Genomic DNA, 19323 nt, shown 5'->3' on the forward strand with positions numbered 1-19323 from the left:
GACGTGGGCGAGGGGTGCCGTGTGCGCGGGCCCGCCGCGTCCGGCCCGGGAGGGCCCGGGGCGACGGCCCGCCGCTCGCGCCAGGGGTGCCGCTACGAGTGCCGGGTACCCCGGAGGGCACGCCTTTCCGCGCGTCGGGCGGTCAGTGCCCGTCACCCGTGGCCGGGGTACGGCCGGTGGGCTCGGACCTGCCCTCCTCGAACCATTCGGGCGCGGTCATGCGCCCGCTCCCGTAGGCCATGTCGGTGTCCAGGAGGTAGCCCCAGCTGGGCAGGTGGTCGTGGACCGCCCCGGTGGCCAGCGGCCAGCCGTCGGCCGCGTCCCGGCGCCAGTCGGCGATCAGCTCCGCCGCGACGCCGAACCAGGTCCTGATGTGCACCCCGGCCCGAGAGAGGTTCGCCACGGTCGCCTCACGGACGATCTGCCCGGGTGCCTCGGCTCCCGAGGCGTCGATCACGGCGTGCACCTCGTAGCCGTCCTGGACCATGTCCAGCGACGGGAACGACAGGCAGGTGGAGTCCGTGACACCGGCCACGACGACCTTCCTGCGGCCGGTGGCCTCCAGCGCCTCGCGGAAGGCGGGCCAGCGGTAGGCGTTGATGACGCCGGGGCGGCGGACGACCTCGGCGTCGGGGAAGAGCGAGGCCAGTTCGGGCAGCAGGGGGCCGTTGGGTCCCCAGTCGCGACTGGTGGTGACGATCACGGGAAGACCCAGGGTCCTGGCCGTGCGGGCGAGGCCGAGGACGTTGTTCCTGGCCGTCTCGGGAGGCATGTCGTCGATCAGCTGCATCAGACCGAGCTGGTGGTCGATGAGCAGCACGACCGCGTTCTCCGGGGTCAGGGTGTCGTGGGGTCCTGCGTTTGGTGCGTGCGGCACGTGTCACTCCTCTTCGTCGGCGATGGGCGGACAGTTCCGTCTCGATGCCGGGGTGTCGTCCACAGCGTTGGACCGAATAACCCTTGAAAGTGTGACAAGGGGGTCTTGCGCCAGGTGAGGAACGGGGTCCGGTCCGGGGAGCGGGCGTGGGCCGCGCCCGCCCGGTGCGAGGCGCCGGTTGCCCGCGGTCCTCGGAGCGGGGCAGGGGCGTCACGACGGCTGCGGGCCGAATCCCGGCTCGCGCCGATCCCTGCCGGTGCCGTGCCGGGCTACCGGACTCGTCGGCGTTTCCGCCCGGCTTCCCCCGCCAGGTGTCCCGCAGAAGCCGGAGGTCGTCTCCGGATCCCAGGACGGCATCCCCGGGTCTCCCTGTCCTCCCAGCTCAACAGGGGTGGGACAGCCCCACCGTCCCGGATGTGACGACAGCGGTTGTCGGGAGCTCCAGGCGTCCTGGAGTCTGTGGACGTCGCACCGGCCGAGGCGGCGAGACCGGCCGCACGACAACAGACCCCTGCGCCCGGGCACCGGGACATCCCTGTGTCCGGGGGTGCTCGGTGCCTCGTACGACTGCCGTCCTACGACGCGCAGCGCACCCGGGTTCGGGCCGTGGAAGGAAGCCGAAACATGAACAGCAGTACCCCGCACGCCGTAGTCCGGGGCGCCGCGCGGCAGTCGCCGCCGGCCTCGTCCCGGCCCTCGGGTCCGGTGCGGTGTCGCAGGCTTCCGGTCCCGGTCCGCCCGGCGCAGCGGTAGCCCCCCACCATGTCACCCAACAAAGGAACCCATGTGAAGAAGTCCCGTACGGGCCGCCTGGTCGCGGCCTCGGCCGTACTGATCAGCAGCGGCGCCATCGCCTTCGTCCCCGCGTCGGCGGCCTCGGCCACCGAGGACGACTGCGACGGCATCGGCGTCATCGGCGTCTTCAGCGCCGTCGGGTCCGGAGCCTCGTTCGACTTCAACGGCCGCCGTGTCGAGCTGCAGAACGAGTCGGCGCTCGACCGCTACAGCCGCGCGGAGATCAAGTCCGGCCGCAAGGCGGGAGACCGGCTGTGGGTCGACCGCAGCTTCCACTCGTTCCCGAACACCAAGGGAATCGTCACCGACCAGCAGGCGAAGAGCGAGGGCTGGAAGATGTGCGGCCCGTACACCGGCAGCCGCACGCAGTCCGTCTACAACTCCAACTACGCCGCTCGCGCCTGTGCCGAGCTCGACGGCATCACCAAGTGCGGCAAGTGGTACGTGGACTGACCTGTCCCGGCGGTGGGGCACCCGGGCGGTGCCCCACCGTGTGACCGCGTCCCGCGAGGCCGTCGCCCGTCCCACGTGGACGCGCGGCGGCCTCGCAGGCCGTGCGGGTGTGCTCCTCCGAGCCACCCGGCCGCGGAGGGCGGGGCCGACGGCTGCGCGGAGGGTCTCGTCCGGTCCGAGTGAGGCCGCCGCGGCGGACGTCCGGGACGTCGTCGCGGCGCGTGCATAGGATCGGCGGCATGGCACTGCGACCGGTCCACGTGAACGTGAAGGCCCAGGACAGCTCGGCGATCGGCCGGTTCTGGGCGGAGGCGCTCGGCTGGAGTGCGTTCCATGCGGGCACGACCACGTACGTGGGCCCCGGCAGCGAACTCGTCTGGCCGGACCCGGCGGTCCTCGGCATCGACGTCGTCCCGGTCCCGGAACCCAAGTCGCGTACGAAGAACCGTGTGCACCTCGATCTCGCCAGCAAGTCCCTGGCCCATCAAGCGGAGTTGGTCGCGCGGCTCAGGGCCCTCGGCGCGACGCCCGTCGACGTGGGGCAGGGGGATGTGCCGTGGACCGTCCTCGCAGACCCCGAGGGCAACGAGTTCTGCGTGCTGGAGCCGCGGGAGGTCTACCGGGACACCGGTCCGGTCGCCGCGGTGGTCGTCGACTGCGCGGACCCGCGGGCCATGGCCCGGTTCTGGGGCGGTGCGACGGACTGGACCCCGCACGAGGTGACCGACGACCAGGCGGGGCTGCGCTCCTCCAAGGGGGTCGGCCCGTACATCGAGTTCCTCCGCGTCCCCGGTACGAAGACCGTGCCGGACCGGGTCCACCTCGACCTGCTGCCGTACCCCGGCGACGACAAGGAGGCGGAGGCGGCCCGGCTGCGGGCCCTCGGCGCCACCGACCTCGACCTCGGCCAGGGCGACGTCCCGTGGACGTGCCTGGAGGACCCGGAGGGCCACGAGTTCTGCGTCCTCGCCCTTTCCTGACACGGAGACATGCCGATTTGCCGACATGCAACCGTGCCTGAGTGCCTGAACGCCTCAGCGCCTCAATGCCGGGATCACGCGGGGCTGCCGGGCGTGCCGTGAGCCGCCGGCAGCGTACGGCCGAGGCGGGCGAGCGGGGACAGGGCCATCACCACCGGTGACAGCAGCATGCCCGAGGCGGCGACCAGCAGGCCGGCGCGCAACCCCCACTCCTGCGCCAGGAGTCCGCCGAGCAGGGAACCGATCGGGGTCAGCCCCATGCCGACGAACGTGATCGTCGCCGCCACGCGGCCCTGCAACCCGTCCGGTGTCACGGCCTGCCGCACGGCCATGACCGTGACACTCACCAACTGCCCGCCGGCCCCGAACACGAAGCCGACCGCCAGGAGTACGGCGATCGTCTTCCCGGACGAGCCGTGCAGGGCGGGCACGCACAGGAACACACCGTCGCCGAGGGCCGCCGCGCCCACGAGCACGGTGCCGTGCCCGAACCGGCGCGGCAGTCGGGCGGCCAGGAGGGAGCCCAGCAGCGCACCCGGCCCCGCTGCCGCGAGCACCAGCCCGACGGCCGTGCCCGACAAGTGCAGTTGACGGGAGAGGAAGAGCAGGTGGACCGTCGCCGTCGCCGCGAAGGAGAGCTGGAAGGCGGCCGAGGCCAGGCACACGGCGCGCAGCACGGCATCACCCGCGACGAAGCGCAGGCCCTCGTGGATGCGCCGCCACACCCGGGGAGGACGTTCGGATTGCTCCGGGACCGATTCGATCCGCCGGATGCGACGGATCGACAGGGAGGACAGCGCGAACAGCAGGGCGCCGCAGGCAACGGCGACCGGTGCCGGGAGCAGGGAGACGAGCGCACCGCCGAGGGCGGGACCGCCGATCTGCGCGGCGGACCGGCTGCCCTCCAGCGCGCTGTTGCCGAGGATCAGCCGATCACGTCTCACCAGCCGTACGAGGGACGCCTGGTACGCCACGTCGAAGAACACGGAGAGCGTCCCGACGACGAAGGCGAGTGCGAACAGCGCGGGCAGGCCCAGCAGTCCGAGCAGGCAGGCCGCGGCGGCGACGCCCAGTGCCACGGTCCTGCCGACGTCCGCGAGCAGCATCGTCGTGCGGGTTCGCCACCTGTCCACCCAGGCGCCCACGAGGAGTGAGAGCAGGGCGATCGGCGCCTGCCCCACCGCACGGAGGGCACCGAGTTGGCCGGCCGTGGCGTCGAGGGCCAGGAGTGCGAGGAGCGGGAGGACCACCATGCCGGTGTGCTCGCCGAGTTGGGACGCCGACTGGCCCGTCCAGAGTCTGCGGAAGTCGGCGTCCCGCCACAAGCCCGACGGAGCGGGACGACCGGTACGGCGACCGGCCGAGGCGGTGGAGGCGGTGGAGGCGGTGGAGGCGCCAGCGGAGTCGGACAAGTCGGACGAGTCGGGTGAGTCGCATGAGTTGGTGGAGGCTGAAGAGGCGCACGGGGCCGGAGAGGGCTGAGGGGCCGGAGAGAACATGGACGGGTCTGACGGCACGGGAATCCCCTGGACTGCGGACGGCGAGGCCCGGCACCGGCCGCGAAGGGCAGGCCGGCGGGTCGGGCGGAGGAAGGCTCGCTGTGCCGCGACAGCAGGGGGCGGCACGCGATGACGGGCCGCGGACGGCCCACAGTGTCAACGCGTGCTCGGACGACCGGGCATCTCTCGTCTCCTCGTGGTCACTTGCCGTCCCCGGACACTAGCCGCCGACTCGACCGGTGCGAAAGCAGGTTGTGGGCCGCGCCGGCCGGAGGCACCTCCCGGACGCGAGCAGGAGCGAGCACGCGCGACGGGCGGCGTGACCCGTGCATGGACGCGGACCGGGGCGGGAAACTCCGACCCAGTGAGGGGAGGCCGGTGTTGAGCCAAGGGGAGCTGTTCACGGCCGTGTCGGCCGTTCTGTGCGTGGCCCACGCCGTGCTCGGCGTGCTGTGGTGGGCGCGTGACCGGGCCGACCGGGCCGTCGTCGCCCGGCTGGACGCGGCGGACATCGACCCGTACCACGCCGTGGCCACGACCGACCGCGACCCCGGCCGCGACGCGGACCGGGCCGGAGCCGCCGAACTGCTGCTGGCGGGTCTGATCCGCGTCAAGGACGACGGGCAGGTGGCCGTCACCGCCGCGGGCGCCGCTCCCGACATGACGCCGGAGCATCCGGTGCCGGCCGCCGTGCTGACCACCCTGCGGGGCCACGCCGCCCCGTGGGCGCTCAACTGGCTGTACCTGGACGCCGAGCACCGCGCGCGGCGCGATGCCTTCCTGCGGGCCGAGGACGCCAGGTGGCCGCGTTGGGCCACACGCTCCCGCGACCGCGTGAAGCCCGCGGCGATCCTGGTCACGGTGCTGTTCGCGGGCTGGTGCTCCGGCCAACTGCTGTACGTGAGGGGGGCGTTCTCCGGTCCGGGCGGCGAGGTCGCGGCCGCCGTGTTCGTGGGACTGCTGATGTGGGGCGTGTTCGCGCTGGTACTGGGCCTGGTCGTGCTTGCCGTATGGCCGTGGCGCAGGGACCGGTTCTCCGCGTACTGCCGCAGCCTTCCCCCGCACCCGGCCGAGGCCGCGTTGGACGACGAAGGGCGCGACCGGCTGCACCGGGCCATGACCTACAGCCCGCCGAGGACGGAGGTCGTCGAGGACCTGTCGTGGGACCCGGGTGCGTTCTGACGGGGTGACCCGTGACCGGCCTCGGGCCGGAGGCACGACCCCGCCCCGGGGTCGGAGGACACGACCCCGCCGCCGGTACGGAGGACACGACCACCCCCGCCGGTACGGAGGCAGCCACCCGCCGCAGGCCGACAGTGCGACCCGTTCCCCGGGACCGAGGCTCCGAGGCTCCCGGCGGCAGCGGCGCGGCACCGACAGGCGTGTATCGCCGGCGTATCGAAAACCGCATACGCCCCCGGAACCGTCCTCCGTCTTTCATGAGGACATGAACACCGAAGCCTCCCTGCCGGCAGAGCCGGGCCGCACGCTCAGGATCGTGCTCCTCGGACTGGCGGTCCTCACCCTGGCGAGTGCGCTCTTCGCCCTGCGCCGGCCGCTGATGATGTCCGCCCCGGTGTGCGCGGCCGGACGGTGGCACGGCTGCTTCGACACCTTCAACGGTGTGGTGCTCATGACGCTGGTCGCGCTGCCGCTCGCCGTACTGGTGGCATGGGGCCTGGCCCTCCGACGGCGTGCCGCCGGTGCCGAGCGGGCCTGGCGGATGTCGCTGGCGGAGGTGGGCATGGTCCACGGGACGGTGCCGTTCCTCTGGATGACCATGATGCCGGGCGCCGCACCGGGTGTCGCCCCCCGCCGCGTGAGCCTGGTCCCGCTGGGGGACCTGGTCACGATGGGGGCGGGCGGGATCGTCGGCAATCTGCTGGTCTTCGCCTCGCTGGGGTTCTTCGCCCCGGTGCGATGGGCGGCGCTGTCGTCCGTGCCGCGGGTCCTGGCGCTCGGAGCCGCCTGCTCGGTCCTGGTCGAGATCGCGCAGTACGCCCTGTGGCTGGACCGGGTGTCCTCCGTGGACGACGTGCTGGTCAACGCCACCGGCGCCGCGCTGGCCGCGCTCGCGTCGCGCCGCTGGTGGCGTACGACGGCCCGGACGGGTTCGGACCGGCCCCGTCCCGCGCCGGCACCGGCGGGCTGAGCCGGGTGTCCGTGCGTACACGCCGTCGCATCCGTCCGCTGCCTGCCGCGCTGCTTAGGCTTCGTACATGCGCGTACTGATCGTGGAGGACGAGCCCCACCTCGCCGAGGCCGTCCGTGACGGTCTGCGGCTGGAGGCGATCGCCGCCGACATCGCGGGCGACGGCGACTCCGCCCTGGAACTGCTCAGTGTCCACTCCTACGACCTCGCGGTACTCGACCGCGACATCCCCGGCCCCTCCGGCGACGAGGTCGCCCGGCGCATCGTCGCCTCCGGCAGCGGCATCCCGATCCTCATGCTCACCGCCGCCGACCGGATCGACGACAAGGCCTCCGGCTTCGGGCTCGGCGCCGACGACTACCTCACCAAACCGTTCGAGCTGCGGGAACTCGTCCTGCGGCTGCGCGCGCTCGACCGCAGGCGCGCGCACACCCGGCCACCCGTCCGCGAGATCGCCGGGCTGCGGCTCGATCCCTTCCGCCGGGAGGTGTTCCGCGACGGACGCTACGTCGCCCTCACCCGCAAGCAGTTCGCCGTACTGGAGGTCCTCGTCGCCGCGGAGGGCGGGGTCGTCAGCGCCGAGGAACTGCTGGAACGTGCCTGGGACGAGAACGCCGACCCCCTCACCAACGCCGTACGCATCACCGTCTCCGCCCTGCGCAAGAGGCTCGGCGAACCATGGGTCATCGCGACGCTGCCCGGCGTCGGCTACCGCATCGACACCGGTACGGAGCCCGTCCACCCCGGCGGCGGCGCCCGTGGCTAGACGCCCGGAGCACGGTGCCCGGCTGAGGCTCGCCCTCAGCTACGCCGGATTCCTCTTCGTCGCCGGCACCCTCCTGCTGGCCGTCATGTGGGTGTTCGTGCTGCGCTGGCTGCCGGTCCAGGATCCGAGAGCCATCCAGGAGAGGTTCGGCGCCGTGGTCATCGTCGGGCCCAATCGCTCCGACCTCCTGCGGGGCTTCGCCCCCGCCGCGGCTGTCGCGCTGGCCCTCCTCCTGGTGCTCGGCTTCCTGGGCGGATGGTTCCTCGCAGGCCGGATGCTCGCACCGCTCACCCGGATCACGGACGCGGCACGGCTGGCCGGGGCCGGTTCGCTGTCGCACCGGATCCGGATGCGGGGCCGCCGGGACGAGTTCCGTGAACTCTCCGACGCGTTCGACTCGATGCTCCAGCAACTGGAGTCCCACGTCGCCGAGCAGCGGAGGTTCGCCGCGAACGCCTCGCACGAGCTGCGCACCCCGCTCGCGATCTCGCAGACGCTCCTCGACGTCGCCCGCAAGGACCCGACGCGGGACCGGGGCGAACTCATCGAGCGACTGCACGAGGCCAACGCGCGCGCGATCGGCCTCACCGAGGCGCTCCTGCTGCTGAGCCGCGGCGACCGCGGTCACTTCACCCGCGAGAGCGTCGACCTCTCCCTCCTCGCGGAGGAAGCCGCCGAGACGCTGCTTCCGCTCGCCGAGCAGCGCGGGATCACGCTCGAGGCCACCGGCGGAGCCGCCCTGACCAGCGGTTCCGCGGAACTCCTGCTGCGGATGGTGACGAACCTCGTCCAGAACGCCGTCGTCCACAACCTCCCCGAAGGCGGCACCGTGACGGTCCACACCGAGGCCGACGCCGACACGAGCGTGCTGCGCGTCGAGAACACGGGCCGTCGGCTGCCGCCGGAACTGGTGGCGACCCTCACCGAACCGTTCCGGCGCGGAACGGAACGCGTACGCACCGACGGGCACGCCGGCGTCGGCCTCGGCCTGGCCATCGTGGACAGCGTCGTCCGCGCCCACGACGGGACCCTCGACCTCGCCCCACGAGCCGCCGGGGGCCTCATCGTCACGGTCCGGGTTCCCGGCACACGACGGGCGGCGGGACACCAGGGGAACTCCGGCTGACGACGCGCCGGTACGAGCCCCCGTGCCGTCACCGCGGCCGGCACCCGGCTCCGGTCGCGGCGGTCAGGGTGCGGTCCTGTCGTTCGGCGCCGGCACGGGGTGCGGACGCAGGACCATGAGGGTGCCCTCCGAGGCCGCCGCCATGGCGAAGGGGAACCGGTCCAGTTCGAGACAGAGCGCGATGTCGTCGGGATGGACCCCTTGTCGTACGCCCCCGGCCAGTTCGCGGGCGGCGCGCGACTCCGCGGCACGGCGCAGGAATTCGGCGGGGTCCGCGCTTGTACCGGCGGCCCGCAGGGCGATGTACTGGGCGCACGCCAGGTCCTCGTCGGCCCGTCCGTCCTCGCCGGTGACCACGAACGTGACACGGTCAGCCACGTGCGACCGCAGGGCCCGCGCGGTCGCCTCCGCCACCACGAAGCTCGCGCACAGAACCAGTTCAGCGTCCTTGACCGCGAGCGCGCCGACGGTCCCCGCCGTGGTCTTGTGCACGACGGTCCGGCCGCGGAGGTCGAGGCCGCGCAGCAGCCCCGGCGAGTTGACGGCGTCGAACCCGGGCGCGGGCGGACCGTCCTTGATCGCCACCCACTTCGGATGCCGGGCCTTGAGCGCCAGGGCGGCGTCCAGCGACTCGGCGAGAACGATCTTCTCCGCCCCCTGCGCGAAGGCCCGCGCCGCCACCGTGAAGGCCCGCATGACATCGACGACCACGGCGACCGACGGGGTTTCGTCCAGTTCGGCGATGCCGAGGAATCGAGTGTCCATCCGATCATGATCGCGCAACCCCGGCCCGAAGCGCGAGGGCGTTTCCTCCCGCCCCGAGGCGGCGCAGGCCCCTCACGGCCGAGGGGCCCCGGGGTCGCGGTCGGCCTCCTGGACGGACGCCTTGAGGCGGTGCAGGGACCGCAGGGCCGGGAGGATGATCTCCGCGCCCTCGCGCACGGGGTTCACCAGATCGAGCAGCGGGCCCAAGCCGACCCTGAAGAAGGCGATTCCCAGGACGACCAGGCAGAACCTGGCGTCCGCCGCCGCGGGCCCCGGGTCGGCGGACGCCAGCCATCGCAGCGCGCGCATCTCCGCGTCGAGCAGCAGAACCGCCGTCACGGCGGACACGGCGAGGTAGGCGGACACCCACGCGAGATTGCGGACCCCCGAGTTCAGCTGCTCCACGGCCCGTGCCGCGCGCCGGAGTTGCGCGTCGCCCCGTGCGGGACGCCTCGCCATGGCACGGACCAGGGCGGCCGGCCGGGCCATCTCCCCGAAGAGGGTGCGGAGACGATTCCTGTGCCCCGCCACCTCCACCATGATCAGAAACAGCACGACCGGCACCAGACCGGCCACGGCCCCCGCGTACGCCTCGCTCATCCTCATCGCGGCAGTCTCACGGAAACCTCGGAGCCCGACACGGGCATCCGTGAACGGCCGCCGAATGCACGGGGGTTCGGTTGGCGGCGAAGCCGGAGCGGGCGTGACGGCGATAGCCTCCGGGGATGTCGAGCTTCGAGATCACACCGATCGGTACGGTCCGGAACGACCGGACGGATGTCCAGGACACGGACCACTGGGGCGCGGTCCGCAGCACCATCACCGTCGACGAGCGCTTCGGTGACGCGTGCCTCCAGGGGCTGGAGGGCTTCTCGCACGTGGAAGTCCTCTTCGTCTTCGACCGGTTCCCCGAACAGGACGACCACCGCGAACCGCGCCCCTACCGCGGCCGGGCCGACCTTCCGCCGGTAGGTGTCTTCGCCGGCCGCGGCCCCCGCAGGCCGAACCGGATAGGCGTGACGACCTGCGCGGTGGAATCCGTCGACGGCCGTGTGCTGACGGTGGTGGGACTCGACGCGGTCTCGGGCACACCGGTCGTCGATCTCAAGCCGGCGATGGCCGAGTTCATCCCCTCGAACATCGAACAGCCCGCGTGGGTGCGCGACTTGATGGCGGAGTACTTCCGGCCGTGAGCGGGGCCGCCGGGGAGTGAGTCGAACGGCACCACGGGTCGGCCGGTCCGGCCATCCGTCACGTGCCGATCCGTGAGCCCGACGCGTGCAGGGCCACGAGCAGGCGCCACACCTTGTGCGCGATCTCCTCCGGAGTCGCCTCGACCAGTCCGTGCAGCCAGTCGGCGAGGACGCCGGCGAAGGTGGCGGCGACGGCGGACGCGACGAGCGGAGCCTCCGGGGCGCCGACGAGCTGCCGCTCCGAGAGGCTGCGAGCGCGCAGGTCCCTGTGCAGGACGAGTCCGAGCGGGCCCCCTCCGCCCGGGCTCAACAGGGCGCGGTACAGGGAGGTGTGCGGTCGCAGGCCGGCGAAGAACGAGAGCAGCGCGTCCGGCGCCGACGCGGGGTCGGGCCTGCCCCGCCAGGCGTGGAGCGCGTCCACCGCGTCGCGTACGACATCGGCGCAGGCGTCGACGGCCAGCGCCTCCAGGTCGTTGTAGTGCAGGTAGAACGTGGCCCGGCCGACCCCCGCCGTGCGGACCAGCGAGGCGACGCCCACCTCCGCGAGCGGCCGCCGGGCGCACTCGTCGAACAGGGCGCGGCGCAGCTTGGCCCGTGTCCGCTCGGCCCGGGGGTCGGAGGTCATCGCGCGGCGAGGACGGCGGCCAGGGCGACGGCCCCGGGGAGTGCCTGGACGAACAGGATGCGGCGGTTGGCGGTGGCCGCGCCGTACACGCCCGCGACGACCACGCAGACGAGGAAGAAGACCTGGACGCGGAAGCCGGTCGGGTCGTCGGCGATCAGTCCCCAGACGAGTCCGGCGGCCAGGAATCCGTTGTAGAGGCCCTGGTTGGCGGCGAGCGGAGCGGTGGCCTTCGCCATCGCGGGGTCGAATCCGTGGAGCTCGCGGCCCGGCCTGCGCTCCCACAGGAACATCTCCAGCACGAGGATGTACGCGTGCAGGGCGGCGATCAGGCCGACCAGCACGTTCGCGAGCGTCTGCATCGGGACCTGCTCCTTCGGGGTTCCGCCGGAAGGTCGTCCCGGTCGGTTCGCCGGGCGATTCCTGGACAGGTGTCCACCATACATGGACACCTGTCCAGGATGCTGCCGGGGTCCCGCCGGGGTCCCGCCGGGGTCCCGCCGGGGTCCCGCCGCGGTCCCGTCGCGGTCCCACCGGGGTGGTCGGCGGGACGCGTCGCTCAGTCGGCGGGGGAGTGCGCCCCCCGGGTGAAGGATCGTTTCTCCGGTGTCATCCGCAGCCTGTCCGGCTTGACCGTCACGATCGCCTGCGGACGCGGAGGGCCCGAGGCCGGGGCGAGGCGCCAGCGCTGGACCACGGTCGCGAGGATCACCAGGAGTTCGGCCCAGGCGAACTCCTCGCCGATGCACTTGCGGCGGCCGTCCCCGAAGGCGAGGAAGGAGGAGCGGTCGATGTCCTTCGCGCGCCCGGGCTCCCAGCGGCCGGGGTCGAACGCCTCGGGGTCCGCGTAGAGGGCCGGGTCGTGCTGGTGGAGGTACGGGCTGTAGACGACGTCCGCGCCCCGCGGGACCGGCACGCCGTCGAGCACCACGGGCCGCGTCGCCGTCCGCGTCACGAGCCAGGCCGGCCCGTACATGCGCATCGTCTCCTTGAGGACGGCGCGCAGGTAGGGCAGGGAGCCCAGATCCTCCTGTCGCAGCGGCCGCTCACCGCACACGGCGTCGAGCTCGTCCAGCACCCGGCTTTCGACCGGCGGGTTCCTGCTCATCTCGTACAGCGCCCACGCCAGGGTCGTCCCGGTCGTCTCGACGGCGCCGGTGAGCAGGGTGATCGCCTCGTCCTGGAGCTGCTGCCGGGAGAGCGGGCCCGTCCGTGGGTGCTCGGCGGTGAGCAGCGTGGTGAACAGTCCACCGGGCGACGTGCCGCCCCGGTGGGCGGGGCACTCCTCCGGAGGGGCGGCCCGCTCCGCGGACTCCAGCCGGGCGCGGTGGTGGTCGATGGTCTCGTCGATGAGCGCGCGCAGCCGTGCGACGCGTTTCGCGTGGGCCCGGTTGGAGGGCAGCGGTAGCCGTGTCACCCAGCCGGGCAGGATGGTCTGCCGGATGGTGCCGCGCATGATGGCGGGCATCAGGCCGCCGAACTCCGCCCGGACCCTGTCCGGCAGGTCCGAGCCGAAGAGGGCCACGAGGAACGTGGACAGCGCCAGGTCGTTCATGTCCTCGTACGTGTCGCGCGGGACGCCCGGTGTCCATTCGGCGGTCGCGGCCCGTACGTGCTCGATCATCACGTCGCCGCGGGTCGCGACGTGGGCTCTGCCGAACATCGGCTGCATCAGGCGCCGGTGTTTCAGGTGCTGGTCGCCGTCGGCGATCGTGGCGAGCCCGTCGCCGAAGAACACGCGCAGCGCGTCGATGATTCTGCCGCCCTTGGCGAAGGCGTCGACCTCCGTCACCAGGACGCGCCGGGTGACGGCCGGATCGGTGACCACGTAGGCGGGGGTGGGGCCGATGAGGATGCGGACGACGCTGCCGTGCTCGCGCAGGGAGTTCATGAACTCCAGCGGTCTGTTGGCCAGTTGGAGTCCGTGGCCGAGGAGGGGGAGTCGGCCGGGGGCGGTGGGGGCGGTGGGGGGAAGACCTGGGATGCCGGTCACGGGGGACGCTCCAAGGGATCAACTCGGGTGCTGTGATCGCGACATGTATGCCCCGGCGGCCGATGGTGTATCCGTCGACGTCTCGTGGCCGTTCGGTTCCGGGAATGAGTAAAGGGATTTGTCGACCCGGAAGCGGCGGTCGGACCCAGGCCGAAGCCGTATACGAGCGGACCGGGGGAGGTTGATCAGTAGGTGATCAAACCCGATAAGGTTCCCTGAGGCACGGCGAGTTGACGTGACAGTCACCGGCTGTCGCTCGTCATCCACGCATGCCCGCCGCCGGGTCGACCACCCTGCGCGACGCGTGCTGCCCCGAGCCACCACCCCCCGTTTGATCGTGTTGCTTCGAAGGATGCGCATGGAACTTGCCACTCCGCCACCGGCGGCGAGGGCACCCGCCGCCTGGTACAGCTGGTGGCTGCTGCCACTGGCGTTAGGTGCCGGGACCGTAGCCGCCGCGGTAGCCGGACCGGACCCGGCCCGAATACCGGCGATCGCCTCAGGAGTCGTGGTGACCGCGGCGAGCGCCGCCTCCACCCGCCTCCTGGTGCGTTCCCAGGTGCACATGCGGCGCAGCGCGGGCGAGTTCAGAGCCGCGCAGGCCGAACAGGCCCAGCAGTGGCAGCAGCACGTGTCCGTGCTGGAGAGGCAGTACGCCACCGAACGCTCCGCCCTCGACACGCGATCGGCCGAGCAGGCCGCGGCGTTCGAGAAGCAACTCGCCGAGCGGGCCGCCTCGTACGACGCGGAACTGGCCGCACGCATGGCCGAGTTCGAGGCGCGGACCGCCGAGCAGGCGCAGTCCTGGCAGGAGCAGGCGGACCTCCGGCTCGCGGCCGTCTCGCTGCTCGCCGACCAGCAGCTCCCCGAGGCGCTCGTCCGACTGCGGGAGGGCGCCGCGATCGACGACCTGCTGCCGCCGGCCGACCGTGGCACGGAGACCGGTGCCGAGTTCCAGGCCCGGCTGCGCAAGGTGCTCAGGACGGCACTCATCGGCGTGGAGCAGGAGTTCAACCGCTCCACCTCGGCCGAGCAGGCAGTCATCAGCATCGGCAGCCGCATCCACGTCCTCACCAGCAAGCTGCGCGGACGACTGCACGAGATGCAGGGGGAGCACGGCCGGCTGCCGTCCGTCGCCCAGGGCCTGATGGAACTCGACCAGCAGCTCGGCCCCGCGGACTCCCTGGCCGCCAGCATCGGTGTGCTCGGCGGCTCGGACCGCCCGGGCAGGCAGTGGCAGGAACCGCAGCGCCTGCTCAGCGTGGTGCGCGGCGGCATCGGCCGGATCAAGGACTTCGACCGGATCCAGGTCCAGCAGCTGCCCGAACTCGGCGTCGACGGCGGTCTGGTGGACCACCTGACGCTGATCTTCGCCCACCTGCTCGACAACGCGGCGCGCTACTCGCCGCCGACCGAGCCCGTGATCGTCTCCGGCAGGGAGGTGCCCAACGGTGTCGGTGTCGAGATCCAGGACTCCGGCAAGGGGCTGAGCGAGGAGAAGCGGCAGGAGGCCCTCCAGTCGCTCGAAGGCGTGGCGCCCGGCCCGGGTCTCGGCGGGGTGTCCGAGGACGCCCACCTCGGTCTGCGGGTCGTCGGAGCCCTGGCCCGCCGCTACGGGATCAGGGTCACCTTCGCCGACTCGCCCTGGCTGGGCACCTCGGTGGTCGTCGTGGTCCCGCACAAGTACTTCAGCCGGCTGCCCGCCGGCGCGGTGACGGCGGGCCAGGTCCCCTCGGAGCAGGCCGAGGCGGCCGATCCGGCGACCGGCACGGACGCGGCCGGGCCCGAGGAGGACAGCGGCGACACCACCCCCGGCGGACTGCCCAGACGCCGCAGGCGTGCCGAGTCCGAGCGGCCCGCACCGGTCGCGCGCGAGGACGACTCCGAGTCCACCGCGAACCACACGGTGCCGCCGGACGCCTCGTTCACCGGCCTGGCGGCCTTCGCCACGGCCGGACGTGAGCCGTCCGAGGGACGTGAGCCGTCCGCGGGACGTGAGTCCACCGAGCACAGCACTGAAGAGAGCGACTAGTCCACATGACGCAACAGGGAACCGACGTGAGCTGGGCGCTCCGCGATCTGGTGGAGAGCATCCAGGAGATCCGCTTCGCCCTCGTGGCCTCCAGCGACGGCAAGGCCATCACCTCCTACGGCGCAGACGACCCCGACGACGTGGACCGCTTCGCCGCCGTGGTGGCGGGGCTGCAGGCACTGGCCCAGCCGGTCGCCGAGCAGTTCCCCAAGTACGCCGGGCAACTGCGCCTCGCGATGATCGAGGTCGACGGCGGCCACCTCTTCGTGGTGCGGGCCGGAATGGAGACGTACCTCGGAGTCCTCGCCAAGGAAGGGCTGGACCAGGGCCTGCTCGGCCATCAGATGAGGGATCTGGCCCGCAGGATGGGTGAGCTCCTCGGCACCACTCCGCGGCTGGAGGAGCACTCTGGATGAGTGCTCCCCGCCGGCCCACGGACCCGTCCGGTCTCGAGCGCTACTACGTCCTCACGGGCGGCCGCAGCGGACCGGGCGGTTCGGCGTCGAGCCTCGACGTGGCGACCCTCATCACCTCCCGTGCCGCCGCCGTCCCCGGCATGCAGCACGAGCACGAGGAGATTCTCCGGCGCTGCCGTGATCCGCTGTCGGTGGCCGAACTCGGCGCCCACCTCGGACTGCCCTTCAACATTCTCGCGGTGCTCCTGGCCGATCTGCTGGACGCAGGCCGCGTCGAAGCCCGCGATCCCATCCCGGCGTCGGACGCCGGTCGCGGGCCCGACCTCGCGCTCCTTGAGGAGGTACTCAGTGGACTTCAAAGGCTTTGACCATCCGGACCGGACGGCGGACGGCGGCCTGCCGGACGGCGCCCGCTCGGTGAAGGTGATGATCGCCGGCGGCTTCGGCACCGGGAAGACCACCATGGTCCGCTCGGTCAGCGACATCAAGCCGCTCACCACCGAGGAGACGCTGACGCAGGCGAGCGCCGACGTCGACAACCTGATCGGGGTGGCGGACAAGCAGGAGACCACCGTCAGCCTCGACTTCGGCAAGATCGGCATCAACGACCAGCTCGTGCTGTACCTGTTCGGCACACCCGGACAGGAACGTTTCTGGTTCCTGTGGAACGGTCTGTTCAAGGGGGCCCTCGGGGCGGTCGTCCTGGTCGACACCCGCCGGCTGGCCTCCAGTTTCCGGGCCATCGAGGAGATGGAGCGGCAGGACGTCCCCTTCGTGATCGCCCTGAACGTGTTCCCCGACTCGAAGGAGCACCCGGTCGAGGAGATCAGGGACGCCCTCGACATCTCCCCGAACATCCCGATCGTGGCCTGCGACGCCCGCGACCGGGCGTCCAGCCGTGATGTGCTCATCGCGCTGATACGCCATCTCAAGGACCGTTCGTCCGTCGCTCTGGAGCCCCGATGAACGACCAGCCCTTAAACGGTCCCGACGCTCCGCGCGGCTGCCCGGTGGCGCACGGCGGCGACGCGCCCACCCGCCTCTACGGGCCCGAGGCTGCGGTGGACCCGCTCGGCATCTACGCGCGCCTGCGCAAGGAGCACGGCCCGGTGGCGCCCGTCCTGCTGGAGGGCGACATACCGGCATGGCTGGTGCTCGGGTACCGGGAGAACCGGCGGGTGCTCGACAACCCCCGCCAGTTCAGCCGGGATTCGCGGATCTGGCGGGACTGGAAGGAGGGGCGGGTCGAGAGCACCTCGCCGCTCGTCCCGATGCTCGGCTGGCGTCCCGACTGCGTGTCGCAGGACGGCGAACCGCACCGCAGGCTGCGCGGGGCCGTCACCGACAACCTCCAGGCCGTGTCGAGCCGGGGCATCCGCCGCCACATCACGCACTTCGCGCACAAGGAGATCGACGCCTTCGCGGGCCGGGGCAGCGCCGACCTCGTGGCCGAGTACTCCGAGTACCTGCCGATGCTCGTACTGACCAGGGTGTTCGGACTGACCGAGACCGAGGGGCGGCGGCTCGCGGAGTCGTCGGCCCAGGTGATGAAGGGCGGCGCGGACGCCGTCCTGCACAACGACCGCATCATGCGGATCCTGGGTGAACTCACCGAGCGCAGGCGCCTGGAGCCCGGAGCGGACTTCACCACCGGCCTGCTCGAACACCACGCGGGACTCGACGACGACGAGATCCTCAACCACCTGCGCCTGGTGCTGATCACGGCGAACGCCACCACGAGCAACCTCCTCGCCAGGGTGCTCCAGTTGGTCCTCACCGACGGCAACCGGCTCTCCGGCCTCGTCAGCGGACAGCTGAACATCTCCTCCGTCGTGGAGGAGGTCATGTGGAACACGCCTCCGCTGGCCGTCCTCCCCGGCCGGTTCGCCACCGCCGACCTCGAACTCGGCGGCCACCGGCTCCAGGAGGGGGACCTGCTGGTACTCGGCCTGACGGCGGGCAACGTCGACCCGGAGATCCGGCCCGACGTCGGCATCTCGGTGCACGGGAACCAGTCGCACCTCGCGTTCAGCGGAGGGCCGCACGAGTGCCCGGGGCAGAGCATCGGCCAGGCCATCATCGAGACGGCCGTGGACGTGCTGCTGCACCGGCTGCCCGGGCTGCGGCTCGCGGTGGCGCCCGGGGACCTCACCTCGACCGCGTCCACCTGGGAGGCCCGACTCGACCGGCTCCCGGTCGAGTTCGCCGTATAGGGCAGCCGTCCGGTCCGGTCCGCGGGGTACCGGCTCGATCCGCACCGGCACTCCGGGGACCGGCCCGGACCCGCAGGGCACGGCGGTCCGCGCGGCAGGCACGCCGGGTGCCCGGGACGACCCGTACGGCCGGCCCCTCCTCGGGGTCCGGCCGTACGGGCGTCGCGCGGGCGCGGGCTCAGACGGTGAGCAGGTCGTCCAGCGAGCCCTTGCCGGCCAGTTCGGCGACCGACGCCGGGCTCTCCTTGTCCGCCGCGTACCGGCCCGTGGTCAGCGCCCACTCGTAGTTGCCGTTGATCCAGTGCTGGATCGCCTCGACACCCATCCGCACCCGGACCCGCTCGTCCTCGTCGAGGCCGAGCTCGTCGCACATCTCCGGTACGCGCGCCTCCAGTTCGAGGTACTCGGTCAGCCGGTCCGTCGTCATCCGGTAGGCCTCGGCGGCTGCCTCCTCCCAGCCGCAGCGCCTTTCGCGGTGCAGGACGGCTATCAGGTTGTGGCCGTCCCCGCGGCGCTTCTCGCGCTCGAAGGAGTGGATGTCGTTCATGAACCCGATGGTGTCGGCGGCGAGGTCGCGCATCCGCTCCATCAGCGGATGGTCCTGCACCCGCGCCGGCACCTCGAAGCCCCGGCTGCGCTCGCCCGCGTCGATGCTGTGGTGGATGCCGACCGTGCGGCGCCGGAACTCCGCGTACTCCTCCAGGTCGAGCGTGCCGGCGAGACCGCGGGCCGCGAGGTCGACCTCCTCGGTGTGCGCGACGAGGAACCGGCCCCAGGACGCCGCGAACCGGGTGCGCCATGTCAGAGACATGCCATCCGAGAGGTGGTTCCAGACCTCCGCCCAGGCCACCGTGATCGGGCAGACGACCCGGGGCGTGACACCCGCGGGCCGCAGTGGCGTGACGATCAGCTCCCGCGCGACCTCCGCTATCCGGTCGGCGCGATCGGGCCTGCCCGTGTCGAACTGGTCGTCGAACAGGAAGGCCAGGGAGAACCAGTTCATCAGGACGACCATGTCCTCGGCCGAGGCGTGCGGATAGGTGCGGGCCGCGGCCTGCGGCAGGTCCCAGGAGCGGTACTCCTCGAAACCGGCCTGGCTGCGCACCAGGCCCCTGTCCCACACCCAGCGCAGATGGCGGGCGCGGGCGTGGTCGAGGTGCTCGCTCATCGGGGTGGTGAAGGGGAGGTCGAACCTGACGTCCTGCGGCATTCGGGTCCTCTCTTGAGACGATTCACAGGGCCCCCACCCCTGCGGGCCGGGCGATCTGCAGCGACGCCCGTTTGCTCGAACTGTGGTTCCTGAGGCGAAAGTTGACTCGATTTGACGCTACGAGACTGCCCTGATGGTAAATGATCTATGCCGTGACCTCGGGGGCTGCTCCGTGACCTGCGTTACACGGATTGGCGGCCTCGGCGGAACGCGGCCCTCCGTGGCCGGATG

At 72.2% G+C, this 19323-nt stretch carries 20 protein-coding genes; 12 read left to right on the forward strand and 8 right to left on the reverse strand.

Annotation, left to right across the window (positions count from 1 at the left end; genetic code table 11):
- Window positions 1-142: 142 nt before the first annotated feature.
- Complete coding sequence (locus IE265_RS32920; RefSeq protein ID WP_229916795.1) at window positions 143-877, reverse strand: isochorismatase family protein; 735 nt, start codon at window positions 875-877, stop codon at window positions 143-145.
- A gap of 762 nt (window positions 878-1639) precedes the next feature.
- Between IE265_RS32920 and IE265_RS32925 the strand changes: the two genes are divergently transcribed.
- Both IE265_RS32925 and IE265_RS32930 read left to right on the forward strand, forming a co-directional pair.
- The gene (locus IE265_RS32925; RefSeq protein ID WP_190039417.1) at window positions 1640-2125 is read left to right on the forward strand and encodes a hypothetical protein; all 486 of its coding nucleotides are present in this window, start codon (window positions 1640-1642) and stop codon (window positions 2123-2125) included.
- 239 nt (window positions 2126-2364) lie between these two features.
- A complete protein-coding gene (locus IE265_RS32930) occupies window positions 2365-3105 on the forward strand; it encodes a VOC family protein (protein ID WP_190039418.1) in 741 nt (246 codons plus the stop codon).
- 74 nt (window positions 3106-3179) lie between these two features.
- On the opposite strand, the gene IE265_RS32935 is transcribed toward IE265_RS32930, so the two are convergent.
- Window positions 3180-4430, reverse strand: coding sequence for an MFS transporter (locus IE265_RS32935; protein ID WP_229916805.1), 1251 nt, complete (start codon window positions 4428-4430; stop codon window positions 3180-3182).
- A gap of 555 nt (window positions 4431-4985) precedes the next feature.
- On the opposite strand from IE265_RS32935, the gene IE265_RS32940 reads away from it, so the two are divergent.
- The 4 genes from IE265_RS32940 to IE265_RS32955 all read left to right on the forward strand — a co-directional run bounded on the left by IE265_RS32940 (window position 4986) and on the right by IE265_RS32955 (window position 8648).
- A complete protein-coding gene (locus IE265_RS32940) occupies window positions 4986-5786 on the forward strand; it encodes a hypothetical protein (RefSeq protein ID WP_190039420.1) in 801 nt (266 codons plus the stop codon).
- A 265-nt stretch (window positions 5787-6051) separates the two neighbouring features.
- The gene (locus IE265_RS32945; RefSeq protein WP_190039421.1) at window positions 6052-6756 is read left to right on the forward strand and encodes a VanZ family protein; all 705 of its coding nucleotides are present in this window, start codon (window positions 6052-6054) and stop codon (window positions 6754-6756) included.
- Window positions 6757-6823: 67 nt separating this feature from the next.
- Complete coding sequence (locus IE265_RS32950) at window positions 6824-7522, forward strand: response regulator transcription factor (RefSeq protein ID WP_190039422.1); 699 nt, start codon at window positions 6824-6826, stop codon at window positions 7520-7522.
- The gene (locus IE265_RS32955; protein ID WP_229916797.1) at window positions 7515-8648 is read left to right on the forward strand and encodes a sensor histidine kinase; all 1134 of its coding nucleotides are present in this window, start codon (window positions 7515-7517) and stop codon (window positions 8646-8648) included. Before IE265_RS32950 ends, IE265_RS32955 begins: the two co-directional genes overlap by 8 nt.
- A 63-nt stretch (window positions 8649-8711) precedes the next feature.
- Here IE265_RS32955 and IE265_RS32960 read toward each other — a convergent pair whose 3' ends face one another.
- Complete coding sequence (locus IE265_RS32960; RefSeq protein WP_190039423.1) at window positions 8712-9413, reverse strand: 2-phosphosulfolactate phosphatase; 702 nt, start codon at window positions 9411-9413, stop codon at window positions 8712-8714.
- Window positions 9414-9485: 72 nt separating this feature from the next.
- On the reverse strand, window positions 9486-10019 hold the full coding sequence (locus IE265_RS32965) for a hypothetical protein (protein WP_190039424.1): 534 nt from the start codon (window positions 10017-10019) through the stop codon (window positions 9486-9488).
- 119 nt (window positions 10020-10138) lie between these two features.
- On the opposite strand from IE265_RS32965, the gene IE265_RS32970 reads away from it, so the two are divergent.
- Window positions 10139-10606: an SAM-dependent methyltransferase gene (locus tag IE265_RS32970; RefSeq protein WP_190039425.1), complete on the forward strand. Its 468-nt coding sequence runs from the start codon at window positions 10139-10141 to the stop codon at window positions 10604-10606.
- A 58-nt stretch (window positions 10607-10664) separates the two neighbouring features.
- Here IE265_RS32970 and IE265_RS32975 read toward each other — a convergent pair whose 3' ends face one another.
- The 3 genes from IE265_RS32975 to IE265_RS32985 all read right to left on the reverse strand — a co-directional run bounded on the left by IE265_RS32975 (window position 10665) and on the right by IE265_RS32985 (window position 13221).
- Window positions 10665-11231: a TetR/AcrR family transcriptional regulator gene (locus IE265_RS32975; protein ID WP_190039426.1), complete on the reverse strand. Its 567-nt coding sequence runs from the start codon at window positions 11229-11231 to the stop codon at window positions 10665-10667.
- Window positions 11228-11590 (reverse strand): DUF1304 domain-containing protein, encoded by a 363-nt coding sequence (locus IE265_RS32980; protein ID WP_190039427.1) that lies wholly within the window; start codon window positions 11588-11590, stop codon window positions 11228-11230. The genes IE265_RS32975 and IE265_RS32980 overlap by 4 nt, the downstream gene beginning before the upstream one ends.
- Before the next feature lie 197 nt (window positions 11591-11787).
- Entirely contained in the window at window positions 11788-13221 is a 1434-nt protein-coding gene (locus IE265_RS32985) for a cytochrome P450 (RefSeq protein WP_229916799.1), read from the reverse strand.
- A 358-nt stretch (window positions 13222-13579) separates the two neighbouring features.
- On the opposite strand from IE265_RS32985, the gene IE265_RS32990 reads away from it, so the two are divergent.
- From IE265_RS32990 to IE265_RS33010, 5 genes are read left to right on the forward strand one after another with little or no spacing between them, the layout of a single operon-like run.
- Window positions 13580-15253, forward strand: coding sequence for a sensor histidine kinase (locus IE265_RS32990; protein WP_190039428.1), 1674 nt, complete (start codon window positions 13580-13582; stop codon window positions 15251-15253).
- Between the two features lie 5 nt (window positions 15254-15258).
- Window positions 15259-15669, forward strand: a complete 411-nt coding sequence (locus IE265_RS32995; protein WP_190039429.1) for a roadblock/LC7 domain-containing protein — start codon at window positions 15259-15261, stop codon at window positions 15667-15669.
- Complete coding sequence (locus IE265_RS33000; protein WP_190039430.1) at window positions 15666-16037, forward strand: DUF742 domain-containing protein; 372 nt, start codon at window positions 15666-15668, stop codon at window positions 16035-16037. Before IE265_RS32995 ends, IE265_RS33000 begins: the two co-directional genes overlap by 4 nt.
- Window positions 16018-16635, forward strand: coding sequence for a GTP-binding protein (locus tag IE265_RS33005; protein ID WP_190039431.1), 618 nt, complete (start codon window positions 16018-16020; stop codon window positions 16633-16635). Before IE265_RS33000 ends, IE265_RS33005 begins: the two co-directional genes overlap by 20 nt.
- Window positions 16632-17882: a cytochrome P450 gene (locus IE265_RS33010; RefSeq protein ID WP_190039432.1), complete on the forward strand. Its 1251-nt coding sequence runs from the start codon at window positions 16632-16634 to the stop codon at window positions 17880-17882. The genes IE265_RS33005 and IE265_RS33010 overlap by 4 nt, the downstream gene beginning before the upstream one ends.
- Window positions 17883-18060: 178 nt before the next feature.
- Here IE265_RS33010 and IE265_RS33015 read toward each other — a convergent pair whose 3' ends face one another.
- Complete coding sequence (locus tag IE265_RS33015) at window positions 18061-19092, reverse strand: 7-epi-alpha-eudesmol synthase (protein ID WP_190039433.1); 1032 nt, start codon at window positions 19090-19092, stop codon at window positions 18061-18063.
- Window positions 19093-19323: the final 231 nt, after the last annotated feature.

The sequence above is a fragment of the Streptomyces fructofermentans genome (assembly GCF_014651055.1).
In the GTDB taxonomy this organism is placed as follows: domain Bacteria; phylum Actinomycetota; class Actinomycetes; order Streptomycetales; family Streptomycetaceae; genus Streptomyces; species Streptomyces fructofermentans.